Source organism: Mucilaginibacter sp. 14171R-50, assembly GCF_010093045.1.
In the GTDB taxonomy this organism is placed as follows: domain Bacteria; phylum Bacteroidota; class Bacteroidia; order Sphingobacteriales; family Sphingobacteriaceae; genus Mucilaginibacter.
This window is the reverse complement of sequence record NZ_CP048115.1, coordinates 553,514-567,983: the sequence shown is the minus strand read 5'-3', so window position 1 is coordinate 567,983 and position 14,470 is coordinate 553,514. Positions and strand designations below refer to the sequence as shown.

Annotated in this window: 14 protein-coding genes; 2 read left to right on the top strand and 12 right to left on the bottom strand. The window is 42.2% G+C overall.

Features of this window, described 5'->3' with window-relative positions; genetic code table 11:
• Positions 1–12 precede the first annotated feature (12 nt).
• The 7 genes from GWR56_RS02675 to GWR56_RS02645 form a co-directional block, all read right to left on the bottom strand.
• Entirely contained in the window at positions 13–2,088 is a 2,076-nt protein-coding gene (locus GWR56_RS02675) for a peptidylprolyl isomerase (protein ID WP_238395291.1), read from the bottom strand.
• Positions 2,089–2,215: 127 nt separating this feature from the next.
• Positions 2,216–2,791 carry an LPS export ABC transporter periplasmic protein LptC gene (lptC, locus tag GWR56_RS02670; RefSeq protein WP_162429625.1) on the bottom strand — a complete coding sequence of 192 codons (576 nt, stop codon included), beginning with the start codon at positions 2,789–2,791 and terminating at the stop codon, positions 2,216–2,218.
• 9 nt (positions 2,792–2,800) lie between these two features.
• A complete protein-coding gene (locus GWR56_RS02665; protein WP_162429624.1) occupies positions 2,801–4,123 on the bottom strand; it encodes a hypothetical protein in 1,323 nt (440 codons plus the stop codon).
• Positions 4,116–4,859 (bottom strand): type III pantothenate kinase, encoded by a 744-nt coding sequence (locus tag GWR56_RS02660; protein WP_162429623.1) that lies wholly within the window; start codon positions 4,857–4,859, stop codon positions 4,116–4,118. Before GWR56_RS02660 ends, GWR56_RS02665 begins: the two co-directional genes overlap by 8 nt.
• Complete coding sequence (gene purQ, locus GWR56_RS02655) at positions 4,859–5,551, bottom strand: phosphoribosylformylglycinamidine synthase subunit PurQ (protein ID WP_162429622.1); 693 nt, start codon at positions 5,549–5,551, stop codon at positions 4,859–4,861. Before purQ ends, GWR56_RS02660 begins: the two co-directional genes overlap by 1 nt.
• A 45-nt stretch (positions 5,552–5,596) precedes the next feature.
• A complete protein-coding gene (locus GWR56_RS02650; protein WP_162429621.1) occupies positions 5,597–6,583 on the bottom strand; it encodes a DUF6427 family protein in 987 nt (328 codons plus the stop codon).
• A 149-nt stretch (positions 6,584–6,732) separates the two neighbouring features.
• A complete protein-coding gene (locus tag GWR56_RS02645; RefSeq protein WP_162429620.1) occupies positions 6,733–7,719 on the bottom strand; it encodes a glycosyltransferase family protein in 987 nt (328 codons plus the stop codon).
• A gap of 132 nt (positions 7,720–7,851) precedes the next feature.
• On the opposite strand from GWR56_RS02645, the gene GWR56_RS02640 reads away from it, so the two are divergent.
• Both GWR56_RS02640 and GWR56_RS02635 read left to right on the top strand, forming a co-directional pair.
• Complete coding sequence (locus GWR56_RS02640; RefSeq protein ID WP_162429619.1) at positions 7,852–9,483, top strand: hypothetical protein; 1,632 nt, start codon at positions 7,852–7,854, stop codon at positions 9,481–9,483.
• 2 nt (positions 9,484–9,485) lie between these two features.
• Positions 9,486–10,520: a hypothetical protein gene (locus GWR56_RS02635; RefSeq protein ID WP_162429618.1), complete on the top strand. Its 1,035-nt coding sequence runs from the start codon at positions 9,486–9,488 to the stop codon at positions 10,518–10,520.
• Between the two features lie 12 nt (positions 10,521–10,532).
• On the opposite strand, the gene GWR56_RS02630 is transcribed toward GWR56_RS02635, so the two are convergent.
• The 5 genes from GWR56_RS02630 to upp form a co-directional block, all read right to left on the bottom strand.
• Entirely contained in the window at positions 10,533–11,387 is an 855-nt protein-coding gene (locus GWR56_RS02630) for a UDP-2,3-diacylglucosamine diphosphatase (protein ID WP_162429617.1), read from the bottom strand.
• A gap of 358 nt (positions 11,388–11,745) precedes the next feature.
• Complete coding sequence (locus GWR56_RS02625; RefSeq protein WP_162429616.1) at positions 11,746–12,279, bottom strand: DinB family protein; 534 nt, start codon at positions 12,277–12,279, stop codon at positions 11,746–11,748.
• A complete protein-coding gene (locus GWR56_RS02620; protein WP_162429615.1) occupies positions 12,276–12,980 on the bottom strand; it encodes a YjjG family noncanonical pyrimidine nucleotidase in 705 nt (234 codons plus the stop codon). Before GWR56_RS02620 ends, GWR56_RS02625 begins: the two co-directional genes overlap by 4 nt.
• 22 nt (positions 12,981–13,002) lie before the next feature.
• Complete coding sequence (locus GWR56_RS02615) at positions 13,003–13,431, bottom strand: DUF4279 domain-containing protein (protein WP_162429614.1); 429 nt, start codon at positions 13,429–13,431, stop codon at positions 13,003–13,005.
• 36 nt (positions 13,432–13,467) lie between these two features.
• A complete protein-coding gene (gene upp / locus GWR56_RS02610; protein ID WP_162429613.1) occupies positions 13,468–14,121 on the bottom strand; it encodes a uracil phosphoribosyltransferase in 654 nt (217 codons plus the stop codon).
• Between the last annotated feature and the right edge of the window lie 349 nt (positions 14,122–14,470).

The following is a 14,470-nucleotide window of genomic DNA, read 5'->3' as shown; positions in this document are numbered from 1 at the left end:
TTTAAATTTTTGTTACAAGAACTTCGCCCTGTTATCTTTTACATTCGCCTTATCTTTCAGGGCATCAAGCACCTGGCCTTGCGAGCGTTGTGCAAGCGCCTGGCCTATCTGTTGTTTCTCCCTTACATTGTTAGTAAGCTGTGCTGGGTTTGTAAAGCTATCCAACGTAAATACATAAACGCCTTGCTGGCCGGCGACAGGTTTAGAAAGTTTGTTTGGCTGCGAACCAAATACCGTACCTACCACTTTATATTCGGCTGTTGCACCTGGTATTACCGGGTTGGCAAATACTATGTTTTGCAAAGGCACTACTTTGCTGCCGACTTTTTGGGCAACCTGATCGATGTTTGAAGCGCCATTCAAAGCAGCCTGGAATTTATCGCTAAGCTGTTTTCCTTTAACCTGTATGCGTACCATGGGTTCAATTTGTTTTTTAACAACATCCAAAGGTAAAACGCCTTTTGGTTTTATAGTGGTTAAACGGGCAACCACATACTGGTCGCCAACCGCAAACACCTGGTCAGAGAAAGCGCCTTTTTCTGATTTAAAAGCCCACTTTACAATGTCGCGTGCGTTATCTAAACCCAATACACTGGCAGCGGTAGCGTTAACGTCTTCGGCGTTTTTAATAGCCAAGCCGGCTTTCTTTGCCTGGGCGTCGAAATTTTCGGCGGTTAACGAGGATAAAAACGACTGTGCCCTGGCGTAAACAGCTGCGGTTGTTTTAGTGCTTGGCAACAATGGTTTATCAACTACGGCTACTTTTACCACTCTTGATGATCCTTTTTGATCCAATATCTGAACCACATGAACACCAAATTGAGTGGTTACCACCTTTACATCGCCAACCTTTGCGTTAAAAGTCGCTGCTTCAAATACCGGATCCATAGTGTTACGGCCAAAAGTGCCAAGGTCGCCGCCTTTTTCGTTAGCTACCTTGTCAACAGAAAAGTTTTTTGCTAACTCTGCAAACGGCCTGCCGCCCGCAATCAGTTTTTTGAGCGAATCGGCTTTGGCAATAGCTTTATCAAGGCCACCTTCGGTGGTAGGGTTCAACAAAATGTGGCGTGCTTTAACCGAGTCGGGGCCAATTTTTGAATCAACAAGCTTGGCGATTTTGAAGCTGCCGTTTGACAGGTAAGGGCCATAAACAAAGCCTTTACCCGCACCGAACATTACCGAATCCAGCTTTGGCTCTAACTCGCCTTTTTTGTGATAAGTAAGCTGCGCCTTTGTTTCAGAGTTGATCTGTACAAAAAGTGAATCGTTAGGGGTTGCCTTAAAATCAGCCGCTAATTTATCAACCTGCGTACGTACTGCTGCGGTATCGGCTTTTGAAGGTGCCGCGTTGAAGCTTATATATTCAAAGCTGCGCAACTCCTGCGGGTTTTTAAACTCTGATTTATGATCATTATAATAAGTGCTGTAATCGTTGTCAGTTAATTTAACGTTAGCATCGGGTATTGATGCATAGTCAAGCACTGTGTACTTAAAGTTTGCCAGTTTGTTTTTTGCAAGGTAATCGTCCTGAGCATCAAGCGCGTTAACGTACAAGCCATTGGTTACCAAAGCCATATACTTTTGCTGCCTTTTTGCGGCGATCAGTTGCTTAACAAAATCGTTCCAGGCCTCTTGTTGTTTAGGGTCTACCTTTGCAGATTGCAGATAACCTAAAAACTGGTTAAGCTTTGTTTTATCAAACTGGCCTTTATCATCAACAAACTGGCGCTGTATCTGCGGGTCGGGGTTGTTACCACTGATCATTGACCTGGTTTCGTCATCGCCTACAACAATGCCCAGTTTATTTATCTCTTTATTTAAAAGTAACTCAGTTAAAAATTGGTTCCAGGTGGTCTCCTGTATGTAGTTGGTGATCTGAGGTGTAAGGCTTTGGCCAGACTGTTGCTTAAACTGCTGTGTACTTTGCTCTAACCTGTTATTAAAATCAACGTACGGAATTTTTTCGCCGTTCACTTCGCCGATGTTATGAACATCATCCCTGAAAAAAGCACCTCCTGATTGTACCACTTCGCCTGCGATAAACGCAAAAAGCGCCAATCCAATAACTCCTGCGAGAATTTTTCCCATTCGCTCCCGCAAATAACTCATTATACCCATACAACTATATATATTTTATATTTCTCAAAAAGAGGCGCAAGATACAATTTTTACTAAAATTCTATAACACAAAAATTTGCGTAAAAATTACTGCCCTTTATTGCGCAAGGCTGCCGTCAACGTGGATAATGGCAGTTGAGTTTTGAAACTTCGGATTTTGCAATTTATCGTCGGTTACAAAGCTTGTTCCGGTCATTTCGTCGCCGTTAGGTTTTGTCATTACCACCTTTTGGTTTGAATAGGCTTGCTTTTTCTTCATATCCCATATCAACTCTTCTGACCGGTACACAGAGCCGTCGCTTCTTGTAGCTACCACATGCTTTTTAAATATAACAAGTTCTTTTTGGCCGTAGTAATACCCAGTATCGGCAATGATATTGGCTTCTTCGGTAACCTTGGGTGTATACAAGATCACTTTTACACCATTAGGCATCACCTGGTAAGGATTTTTTTTGGTAGCATACTCTATAAGCAGGGGGGCCGTTAGCTGCGCCTTTACAATGCCCGAGTCGCTCAGTATCATATTTACGCCGGTAGTGCGCTGTATTGGTTTTGTAGCATCAGCGGCAGCTATTGCTTTTACCTTGTTAATGTCGTTTTCGCAGGCGGTGAAGAATATGCCTGTAAAAACAACCGGTAAATAAATGCAAAGTTGTTTTAACCTGTTTTGCATTATACAATGTTAATCAAACCTGTACTTCTGGAACCACTTGTCATTAAGGGTGAATGATAAATGTACGTTAACGTAGTTTTCTTTAACCAGGCTGTTTACCAGGGTACCCCGTTTACCAATTTCGGCGGCAATGTTTATTTTGTAAAAGCTGGAATTATTAGCTCTTAAGGGTAAGCCAAGGCCTACTGTAGCCGCGTAGCGTTTAATATCGGTATTATTTACACGTAAGTAGGTTTGGTCGTAAATGAAGCCTAAACGGTAATCAACTGCGGCAAAATAACTCGAGAGCGAGTTGATGTTGGGCGTAAACTGGCCGCCTACATTAAAAGTCTTGCTATCGCGCAGGCCCTTATTTACGCCTGCAACTGTAAGTTTAGACCAATTGCTCATGGTATAATCGGCACCAACCAAAAATTTTCCGTCGTTTTGAAAAGCAATACCGAAACGGTTTATGCTCGGCAACTGTATTTTTGCAGATGGTTGCTGGTTGTTTATGATACTATCTGTAGCAACACCTTCATCGCCCGTGCCATTCCGGTAATAACTGCTGACAATGTAGCTGTTAACTGTATTCAACTTGGTATTTGCTGATGCAGAATAACCAAAGGTTAAGTGTTTTTTCTCAGAAAAATCTACCGAATACTGGATGCCGTAATCGTAATTTAAGCCGTTTATACTGTTGCCTTCTTCAATGCGGGAGTTTAACACACCGGCCAATGAAGGTACTTCTGTTGATTGAGTTTCTTTAAGGTTACCAAAAATGTAAGAGATGTTACCACCTATTGACAGGTGCTTGCCTATGCCGAAACCGTAACCTAAATAAAATTTTGACAGACCGCCATCACCGCTATAAATGTAGTTTACGGCGCTTGTATCGCCCGGAAGACCGGTGCCAAAGTTAGGGCTCACCTGCCTGTAATTATAGCCAAGTTCGCTGTAGGGCATTAAACCAAAGCTAATTGCCGAGCGTTTTGAGATAGGTAGACCAAAAGCAATATGGCTAAGTCGGAAGTTGGCGTTGCTTTGCGACGATTGTCCACTTTTTTCGAGCGTATTGAACTTGCCGTACAAGCCTATATCAATAACCGTTAAGCCGATTGAAGCGTACGAAGCCGGATTAAGCGAGTTTGCATTATTAAAATTATTAATACGGTTGGTAGCTACACCAATACCGCCCATGCCAACATTTTGTGGCATTAGCATTGGATCGATATCGCCAATGCCATAGCGCGAATATGGCGAACTGGTAGTTGCAGTAGATTGCGCCTTAACGCCAAGTGCCGTTGCAGTAAATAAGAATAGTATTATTACGAACCTTATATATTTAATCATTATGCTGTTGTATAGCTGCGTTTAATCCTTTAAGAACCAGGTAAGGCTCAATTTTAATATAGGGGGCAAAGATGCTATTTTTCAATAGAGTATCAAAAAAAATACTGTCGCCCCCGCTTAGTATAATGTTGTACCCTGCCGCTGTATTTATGTAATTATTAATAAAGCCTTCCAGTTCGTATTTTATTCCGTTTTGTACCCCCGATACTATTGCCGATGCGGTATCATTGCCATAGGCCGCTGTAAAATTTTCATCTGCTTTAAGTAACGGCAGCGCAGCGGTATAATGGTTAACGGCTTTATAACGCATATTTAAACCCGGTGATATACTGCCGCCAAAATAATTTGCGCCGGCGTCAATAAAATCGTAAGTGATACAGGTACCCCCGCCTATAACAATGTTGTTTGCACCCTGATATAAATGGTGTGCGCCTATTACCGCCGCCAGCCTGTCGGTGCCCAGGGTAGCGGGTGTTTTATAATGATTATTAATACCCGCTGTTATATTGCTGTTAAAATATAATACCGGCAACGTATTGCTAAGTATGGTTTGCCAGGGTTGTGTTTCTGTTTTTACAGATGATATAATAACCTTGTCTATTTTATGGTCGGTTAAAAAAGCATCCAGGTCCTCCTGTACGGGTTGTTGGTATTGTTGTACTTTAAGCAGGTTGTCGTTATTAAAAACGGCTACCTTGGTAAACGTGTTTCCAATATCAATAACCAGGTTAAGCATCAGGCTTTTGCCAGTGACAGTATAGATTCAAAAATGGCAAGGCCATCCTGGTTACCCACAATGCTTTCTGCCGCGCGCTCTGGGTGTGGCATAAAGCCAAATACATTACGCCCCGCGTTGGTTACCCCGGCAATATTTTCGATAGAGCCGTTAGGGTTGCTTTCGTCCGTAACATTACCCGACTCGTCGCAATAACGGAACAGCACCTGGTCGTTATCATTTATGGCCTTTAATACATCAGCATCTGCAAAATAATTACCCTCGCCATGCGCCAAAGGTATTTTTAACGCGCGTTGCGGGTCAATTAACTGCGTAACAAGCGAGTTTTGGGTTTGCGCTTTCATGTGGATGTTGCGGCAAATAAATTTGCGGTTTTTATTATGCAACAGCGCGCCCGGCAAAAGCCCTGCTTCTGTAAGGATCTGAAAACCATTGCAAATGCCCAATACTTTGCCGCCCTTTGCCGCAAATTGTATTACTTCCTGCATAATAGGCGAGAAGCGGGCAATTGCGCCCGAACGCAGGTAATCGCCGAAAGAGAAGCCGCCCGGCAAAACAATAAACTCAGCACCCTGCAGATCATGGTCTTTATGCCATAAACGCACTACCTGTTGGCCCATTACCTTTTCAAGAACGTGGATGATATCTTCATCACAATTGGAGCCTGGAAATATTACTACACCGAATTTCATGCTACAAAACTAATATAACCGCTGAAATTTGAACGAATGTAAAAGTTAAAAAGTGTTAAACTGAAAATATATGATACTGATAAGCAGCAATAAATACAAGGTTTCGTACATCCACCTGATGTTGGCGCTGATGAAATAATAAGACAAAAATACCGCTACCGGTACGGCGCACAATAAAAAATGATTGAGGTTAAATTCAGATTTTACGTAAAACGATAACGCGCCGATCAAAAAAATAAAAAACAGCAGCTGAAACGACTTGCGTACCTGCACATAGCTTTTATAATAATTTTGCTGTAATTTAAAAAAATACATGCCCAAAAGCAGCAATACCGGCACCAATACCAGGTAGTTGTAATGATTGATATTGATACGGTTAGGGAATTTGGTGCCAAGGGGGGCCCATATATGGTAAAAGCTGCCCAGTTTGTTGTTGAGGTAATAAAATACCGCGAAGAAAAAGAAGATGGTGAGGTAACCTAATATGCCTGATACCCATTCGCGCCAGTTAAAGGGCTTAAATATGATAAGCGCTATCCAAATGGATAAGAACAAGTATATATAAGGAAGGTAAATAATTGAACCAATTGCTACGATCATGCCAAGATCATAAGCGGTGGATTTTGCATCATCGCCTTTATAAAAGCTGAAAAGTTTGAACAGCATCCATATCACCAAAAAATTGCAGATAAGCGGCGCGCTAAGCACCATAAATGGCGTAAACAAGGATGTTAGCGTTACATACATCAGCGATGGTAAAAATGTTGGCTTGCCCAATAAGTTAAACCGGTTTACCAGGTAATTAAGTAACAGCGCCTGCGATAATATGATAACCGCCGCTAAAAAAATATTCGCTGCCGGCGAAAACGCGTACTCATAAGATACCGGTACCAGCAGGCGGGCAAACGGTTCAACAAAAATAAATTCGAGTTTATCAGGTACCTGTGCTATGTAACCAATACGGAGGATGAACAATAAAATAGCCAGCCATAAAACGTTAAGCGGATTAAATACCTTAAAAATACTGATCATACGGGGTGGCTATATGGGCAAAATTAGCACAAAAATTTAGAGAGTTGAACAGGTTGCAATAATTACCTGCACCCTCCGGTTGGGAAAGAATCGAACAGGCCAATGCTTATTATTATCTCCGCGCATTATTTTGATATCGATGTTGTACGTTATTGCCTTGCGTATTGCTTCACCATTTTATCTACTATCTGGGCGGTCTCGTCCGGGAAATCGACCACAATGCGGCGGTCATCGGCCAGCCATTGTTTAATGCGGTATACAAAATCGTGGTTGATGCTGTACACCACTTCAACTCCCAGTTTAGAGGCCGACAGGGCGTTGCATTGCTGCTCGTACTGACCGCGCATAGGTATCATCAACACCTTTTTTCCCAGAAACAGAGCCTCCGCAGGGCCTTCAAAACCACCGCCGGTTAGCAGGCCGGCGCAACTGGCAAGGCTATTATTAAAGGCCTCATTATCTATCGGAAAAACATTTACGTTGCCCTCTTTATACGCGGTTTTTGTACGCTTGCTAAATATATGCCACTCAGCACCGGTTTCTTTTAAATGCTTTATCAGCGTTTTATCGCCGTATGCCGGCAAGTAAACGGTATAATGGCCCAGGTTGCTGGTTACCATGTTGCGTATATCGCTGCGAATGACCGGTGTGTGTATAAAATCGTCGTACCGCTCAAAATGAAAACCGATATGATGCGTGGTTGGCGAATAATACTTAAACAGCCATTCGGCGTAATTCCATTTAGCCGGGCGTGGGGTTTTTTTTGAAATGAACGAACATTGGTGGCTTAGCGACACCGACGGCACTTTTTGCAGGCGGCAAGCCCAGGCGCTAACGGGCTCAAAATCGTTAATGATCAGATCATACTGGTTTAGGGGGATGCTGTGCATATCTTTCCAAAGCTGGCGTAGGTTCATGATCTTAAAGGTAGCCCAGTTATCAACCCCGCCTTTTTTGCCAAATACAAAGCTAAAGCCATGAAAACGGTACTTAAGCGGCTGGCTTAGGCTTACCTCGGCCTCGGTACCGCTTACCAGTAAGTCAACGTCGCCATATTGTTGCAACAGGGGCACAATTTCGCGGGCGCGGCTGATGTGGCCATTCCCTGTACCCTGTATACCAAACAATATTTTCATAGCTATAGAATTGCGGGCAATTTAGTAAAGAAAGTGTTATGAAGATTAAAAATGGTGAATGAAATCATCAAAGGTCTTTTAATTAAAAGAACAATACTATACCTTTACGAAAATACAACCTAAGCCATCACAATGAAAAAACGTTATCCTAAAAGCAATTCTGCCTATTTAAAATTCTCCTTTATCGCCCTTATTGCATTATGCGGTATCATATACGGTTGCCGTAAAGAGATAACAAACAGTAAAGAATCCACGTTAAATACTGATCCCGCTGTTGCCGATGCCAAAAGCTGGTACGAAAGCACTTTCCCTGTTACCGGCGGCAGCAATCAAACCGTTCATACAAACAGCACCGGTACAGGGTTTGACCTGAGCCAATGGGTAAAACCCGACTGGCAGCATACAGCAACATATGCCCGTTTGGGCAAAGATGTGATAGAAATGCCTGTTGACCCGGACAGCAAGTTTAACAGCATACTAAAAAGGAAGATCAACAACCGGGCTTACAGTAAAAGCTATACCCGCAGTTCGTACCTGCTGTTAAAAGATGGCAAAGGCTACAAAGCCTACATCATGACCATTGTTGGCGATTCATCGTACATCAAAGGTAACCCCGGCAAATTAGCAAACAATACCTATCGGCAGCACGATGCCGATTTTAGCGGTTTAGTGCTTTACTTTACCCCAAAAGGTAAGTACGTTAATGGGTATGCCTACAAGAACGGGCAACTGGTTACCCCTGCCTCGCAAACACAAGCAACTGGTAAAACCAGGGTGCAATTAGCAGAAATATGTACGGACTGGTACGATGAGATTCTGATAAACGACGTAATCGTTTCATCAACTTATTTATACACTACCTGTGAAGGTGGCTACGAAGAACCTAATAATCCGGGGACCAGCGGCAGCCCCGCGCCGCCGCCGCCACCCGACCCATGCGCCCCGCCACCACCACCTGTAACGCCACCACCATCGGTGCCCGATCCACCAACCGGGCCACCTATTCCAATGGCAATACCGGGGCATATAACGGTTAACAACGTACCGGGTGGCGGCGGTGGTTTTCCGCCACCGGTTGAAGATGATGAAGGCGACCCGTGCACTGATGAGAATGAGCAAGACATAATTGACAAGATCGATCCGAAGTATCCTTGTGCAAAGCAGTTATTAGCCATGCTGCCTAATTTAAACAGTGATATTTCTAAATTTATTTTGAAAGCCTTCGGTTCAAACAATGCTAATAGCATAACCTTTTATGACGGCAGCAATACTGACTTTCCTTCCGGAAGCCTTGAAGATGGTCATACTGTAGGTTATGATATATATCTAAATCCGGCTGTATTATCCAACTCATCAAATGAATATCGATTAGTAACGATGTATCATGAAGCTCTTCATGCTTTTTTGGCGTTAGAACATTCCAAATTGGGCTCGACAGCCTTTGCAGCAAAATATCCTGAAATAAAAGTTGTAAAAAGACAAGTTATTAACTCAAATGCCAACAAAGATCCCTACAATTATTATATTGATGAAGGCTCATATTACACGCAGGTGTTAGGTGATCCAGAACACAGAACAATGGCTGAATATTTTACAAATGAACTTAGAGACGCTATACTTGCATATAATCCTAATTTTCCTATAGATCGTGCCACAGCGTTAGCCCGATATGGAATATTTCTTGATCCCAGTATTGATGGTTTTAACAAAAATGAAAGGGATGTTACTAAAGGGAAGTCTGTAGGAACGAAATGTACACCTTGATTATGAAAAAGCCTCAACTAATAATTTTATTTTTTTGCTTTTATATAAATGCATTCGGTCAAACACCTGGTGGTTTTAAGTTAACCGGCACCATGTTTAGGAATAGTAACACAGTTGGTTATAGGTACGTTTTACTGGATGTTAGTAAATTGCCAATTGACGTGGTAGTACATAAAGTAACGCTTAAAAGAAGTTTATCCACATATCCCAAGCCAACAGACCTTACGATTGAAGTTTATAACATATTATTTAATCAAAAGGATTTGGCTGTATTTTCAGTAATGCCCTCTCTATTCAGTAAAAACCCCACATGGAAAAAAATAAATATCGATACAATAAGCAATTCGATGATTAGCATAACCCAACTGCATACGTTAATGCAAAGTAAGTTTGTAACCTACCCGTTGAAAGAAAAAGGCCGGCTCGACCGTTTAAAGTATTACAATTACATATTGATATTTAAAAAAGATGACGGATACTATTGTAATACTACCGATTGCTTTACGGAGTTCTTGACTATTGATGACAACGAAAAAGAGGTAGTTATGCCTACCGGTTTTAAACTTAATTTAAAGGCGAAAATGCTAAGCATCGCTGAGTACGAGTCTGATTACAGAAGGAGGCACGGCGAATATTCATCCAATTTTTTTAATGATAAAAACTCTTATTTTAATGACGACGTAAAAGATGGACCACGGCTTAACTTATCTTATGTGATTGAATACCAAAATAAAAAAAGTTATAAATTTTGGCTGCTTGATCAATTCTATAGGAATAATATAAACGCTGAACGTGGTATGGATCGATTTATTTTTCAACCGGGAGTTGGAATAATTGGCGCTGCATATGAATTTTTTATGCGCGACCTCGCGAATTATTGGTATCATCTACCGCAAGCACCAAATAAAATAATAAAGGGATCTGTAGAGGATAAAAAATATTATAATCTTACGCCATATTTTTCAGAATATGATCCTATACTTTTAGATTATCTTAATGAAGATGTAATTAAATATCTGAGTATTGAAAAGTTATGAAATTAAATAATATCACCGCGTTTCCTGCTTAAATCTTTCCAGCAGTTTAGTTACATCCAGCTTGGCGTCAAGGTCCTCTGCGTCAGTTAGGTCGTCTTCGTCGTTATCTTGCTTAAAGTCCTCGGCCCGGTACTTAAAAACAGTCCACTGCTTGTTGTTGTATTCCAGCGCGGTAAGGCTTTCTACCCAGTCGCCGCTGTTAAGATATAGCACCGAGCCGTTTTGTTCGGTTGATCGTATCTCCCTGATCTCGGCATGGTGTATGTGCCCGCAAATAACATAACTATACGCTTTTTCGACAGCCAGATCGGCAGCGGTTTGCTCAAACTGGTTAATAAATTTTACAGCGTCCTTAAACTTCGCCTTAATTTTTTGAGAAAAGCTCATCTTTGGTTTTCCTATGGCGGTAAGCAGCCAGTTGGTGAAGCTGTTGATCAGGATCAAGGTGTCGTAGCCCACAGCACCCATTTTAGCCAGCCATTTAGAGTGCTGCATGGTAACATCAAACACATCGCCGTGAAATATCCAGGCTTTTTTACCGTCGATGTTCAGTACTATCTTATCGAGCAGCTGAAAGGTGCCCAAGTTAAAATCGGTGAATTTACGCAGCATCTCATCGTGGTTGCCGGTAAGATAATACACCGGGATGCCCTCGGTAACAAATTTAAGGATGCGGCGTACCACCTTCATGTGCGCTTCGGGCCAGTACGATTTGCTGAATTGCCATATATCAATGATATCCCCGTTAAGGATAAGCATTTTAGGCTTGATACTTTTAAGGTATTTTAGGAGTTCTTTGGCGTGGCACCCATATGTGCCTAAGTGCACATCAGAAATGATGACTATATCTACTTCGCGTTTTGCCATTAAAGTTTACAGGCTAAATAAATAGCCGTTAATTTTATTAATTGCTGATAGCCGGCAAATAGGGTTATTCCTCGTCGTCGTCTTCGTTAACCTTCAGTTCGTAAGGGCTTAAATAGAATGCGCCAAGCAGCACCAGCAGTCCTATTACAAACAAGTAAGTAAATTCAAAATTCATCTTCTTATTTTTACAAATGTCGCGTTATCAAGTTATTACAGTATTAAGACTATGTTAAATGTAAAAGGTTACTTAACATTTAAAATAATTATAAAACATAGCTATACCGCTTTAAAGCGGCTTAATAACTCAAGTTAACAATATCATATGAAAACGGCGTGAAATTTTGCTTTGTACAGCAGGTTAACCATTCTTTGCAAAACTATTTTGTATCCTGTCCAGCTGTTTTAAATGGTGCTGTAAGTGTACGCGAATAAATTTGAACCATTGCGCTGCGTTAAGCATGCCCAAACGCGGGTGCTGCCATCGGGCGTTTTTGGGCGCATCGCTTATCAGCATGCTTACACCATCAATACGCCTACGGGTTTTTACCAGCAGGTTTTTGGCTTCCTCTTTATCAATTTTAGTAGGCGCTATTTTGGCGGCTACTTCTTGGGGCACCTGTACTTTAAACGGAGGGAACAAGCCGGTTATGAGTAAATAGCGGCCCCAAAAGTTTGGCCCTTGCTTAGTAGGGGGGCAATTGTTGTGTGTACAACGCTCCAGGGCAATACTTGCGGCTAAGGTTGATTTAAGGATATGGTCGTAAACTTCCGAGTAGCTCCAACCGCCAATAGGGGGTGTTTTGGCAAACTGCTCATCGGGATAGGTATCTACCAGTTCGTGGTACTTATCTAACGCGTTATCAATGGCACGCCGCTCTTTGGTTGGGTTCATAATAGTAAAGTTAACTCTTTTAAATGACTGATTTGCACGGCTACGTCCGCAGGTTTTTCTAAGTTAAAAGGGTTAAAATAAATAGCATCCATACCCACGCCCATAGCGCCGCGTATATCCGCCTCAATGCTGTCGCCTATCATTACGCTTTCAGGGATGGTTGCACCGGCCAGTTCAATTGCATGCTTAAATATCTCCGGATCGGGTTTGTTAACGCCAACTACTTCGGATATGATGATATTTTTAAAATAGGGCGCAAGATCAGTACCCGCAACCTTCATCTCGGTAGCTTCTTTAAACCCGTTCGAAATAAGGTGTAACGTGTATTTGCTTTGCAGGTAGGCCAGTGTTTCATGCGCGTGCGGAAAAAGGTTAGTTTTTGTTGGCCCCAAACTAACATAGGCATCCTCAAAATCGGCGGGCATCAGGTTGGGTTGTACGCCAAGTTCAATGAACGTAGATTTGAACCGTTCTTCGCGCAGCTCATTTTTTGTTATCTCGCCCAAATGATACTGCGCCCAAAGGCGGTGGTTGTGGCGCGTATAGGTTTCAATGAACAGGTCGGCGGAGTGCAGGCCAATATCTTTTAGCTTGTAAGTGCTGTAAAGCTCGTGCAGGGTCTCCTCGGCGTTCTTATCAAAATCCCAAATGGTGTGGTCAAGGTCGAAGAAAACGTGTTTGTAGGATTTATATAGCGCCATGAAGCAAAAGTAGTGAATGATGTTAAAAGACGTAAAGGTCAATATCAAACTCAATGTTGAGTGTTTTTACGACTTGGTTGTATCTTTCATCTAAATGCACAGAGGGAGTGCTTTCTCCGTTATCTTTATAAACCATTAATGCACACGCGAATTCACAATAATATTTTGAACAAAGATTATTGAATACTTCTATGTTGTTTTCAATAATATCAAGAAGTCTATTCATCTGATCTTCAAAAGATGCGTGAACCCCCAATCCGCTATTCATCGACCATAAGTTATTAGGCCACAGCGGGGAATCAACTTGTTTAGGATTTCTTGGTTGGCCTTTCGTTCTAATGTAAGTAGGTTTAACGCCGGTCATTAAAGTGATATCGTCGTGTGTTATATCTTCAAAGTCGATGATAATTAATCGTAAGTCAACCTCATTAGGTTTTATAATTTCATCCATTCAAGTCGTAAATCTAAAATCGTCCATCGTAAATCCTTACGCCTTCTCCCCAAAGGCCAGATCCCCTGCATCACCCAGTCCCGGAACAATGTAAGCTTTGCTGGTCATTTCGTCATCAACGGCACAGGCCCATACCTGTACCTTAGGCAGGTTGGCCCGTACGTGGGCTATACCTTCGGTGCTGGCAATCACAGCGGCAATGTGCAGGGCTTTAAGGTTGTATTGCGCCATAATTTCCTTGCAAACGCAAACAATGCTTTGCCCCGTTGCCAGCATGGTATCGCACATGATCAGGGTTTTGCCCTCCAGGCGGGGATTAGAAATATGATCTATCTGGATAGTGAACGCCCCGCTCTTTTTAACTTTGCGACAAGCTGTTACAAAGGCAGAATCGGCACGGTCGAAAAAATTGATGAACCCCTGGTGAAAGGGCAGCCCGGCACGCAGAATAGTTGCTATTACCGGCTGGTCGGCAAGCTGGTTAACATTGGCGGTACCCAAAGGTGTGTGTACATCTGTAGCCGTATAAGGCAGGGTTTTGCTTATTTCGTAGGCGAGTATCTCGCCCAGCCGTTCCTGGTTCTTGCGGAAACGGTACTTATCCTGTTGGATGTTCACATCGCGCAGCTCGGCCAAAAATTGGTTGGCAATGCTATTGGTTTTATTCAGGATGAAAGTATTTGTGGGCATGGTTAAATATACAAATAAGCATGGTCTAAAACATAAGCACCTTTGTCTAATAATTTAGTTAAAAGAGCTGCGATAGCCTATATATAAATATATCACAAAATTGGTGACAGTGCTTTGTCAGTAGTGCTATTGTTATATCATTGAAAATCAGGTGTTCACGAGTGTTCACGGGTGCGCACTGTGCCGAACGTGAACACTTTTGGCGATATCCGCCTGCAAATTTCTCTTTTGAAAAAAGATTTAAGTGAGACTATTTTACTGCTGACATAGGGTTGTCAACATAACCCGTTACTTCGTGTAACATTGAGTTGTATTCAGGGTTATCACTTGCAGAGGCATTTTTTACAAC

Excerpts from the sequence above, each read along its gene's own strand:
- upp (WP_162429613.1), bottom strand. The coding sequence starts at position 14,121 with ATGCCCACAAATACTTTCATCCTGAATAAAACCAATAGCATTGCCAAC.
- GWR56_RS02645 (WP_162429620.1), bottom strand. The coding sequence starts at position 7,719 with ATGAAAATATTGTTTGGTATACAGGGTACAGGGAATGGCCACATCAGC.
- lptC (WP_162429625.1), bottom strand. The coding sequence starts at position 2,791 with ATGCAAAACAGGTTAAAACAACTTTGCATTTATTTACCGGTTGTTTTT.
- GWR56_RS02620 (WP_162429615.1), bottom strand. The coding sequence starts at position 12,980 with ATGGCGCTATATAAATCCTACAAACACGTTTTCTTCGACCTTGACCAC.
- GWR56_RS02625 (WP_162429616.1), bottom strand. The coding sequence starts at position 12,279 with ATGAACCCAACCAAAGAGCGGCGTGCCATTGATAACGCGTTAGATAAG.
- GWR56_RS02635 (WP_162429618.1), top strand. The coding sequence starts at position 9,486 with ATGAAAAAGCCTCAACTAATAATTTTATTTTTTTGCTTTTATATAAAT.
- GWR56_RS02640 (WP_162429619.1), top strand. The coding sequence starts at position 7,852 with ATGAAAAAACGTTATCCTAAAAGCAATTCTGCCTATTTAAAATTCTCC.
- GWR56_RS02630 (WP_162429617.1), bottom strand. The coding sequence starts at position 11,387 with ATGGCAAAACGCGAAGTAGATATAGTCATCATTTCTGATGTGCACTTA.
- GWR56_RS02665 (WP_162429624.1), bottom strand. The coding sequence starts at position 4,123 with ATGATTAAATATATAAGGTTCGTAATAATACTATTCTTATTTACTGCA.
- GWR56_RS02675 (WP_238395291.1), bottom strand. The coding sequence starts at position 2,088 with ATGGGAAAAATTCTCGCAGGAGTTATTGGATTGGCGCTTTTTGCGTTT.
- purQ (WP_162429622.1), bottom strand. The coding sequence starts at position 5,551 with ATGAAATTCGGTGTAGTAATATTTCCAGGCTCCAATTGTGATGAAGAT.
- GWR56_RS02650 (WP_162429621.1), bottom strand. The coding sequence starts at position 6,583 with ATGATCAGTATTTTTAAGGTATTTAATCCGCTTAACGTTTTATGGCTG.
- GWR56_RS02615 (WP_162429614.1), bottom strand. The coding sequence starts at position 13,431 with ATGGATGAAATTATAAAACCTAATGAGGTTGACTTACGATTAATTATC.
- GWR56_RS02660 (WP_162429623.1), bottom strand. The coding sequence starts at position 4,859 with ATGCTTAACCTGGTTATTGATATTGGAAACACGTTTACCAAGGTAGCC.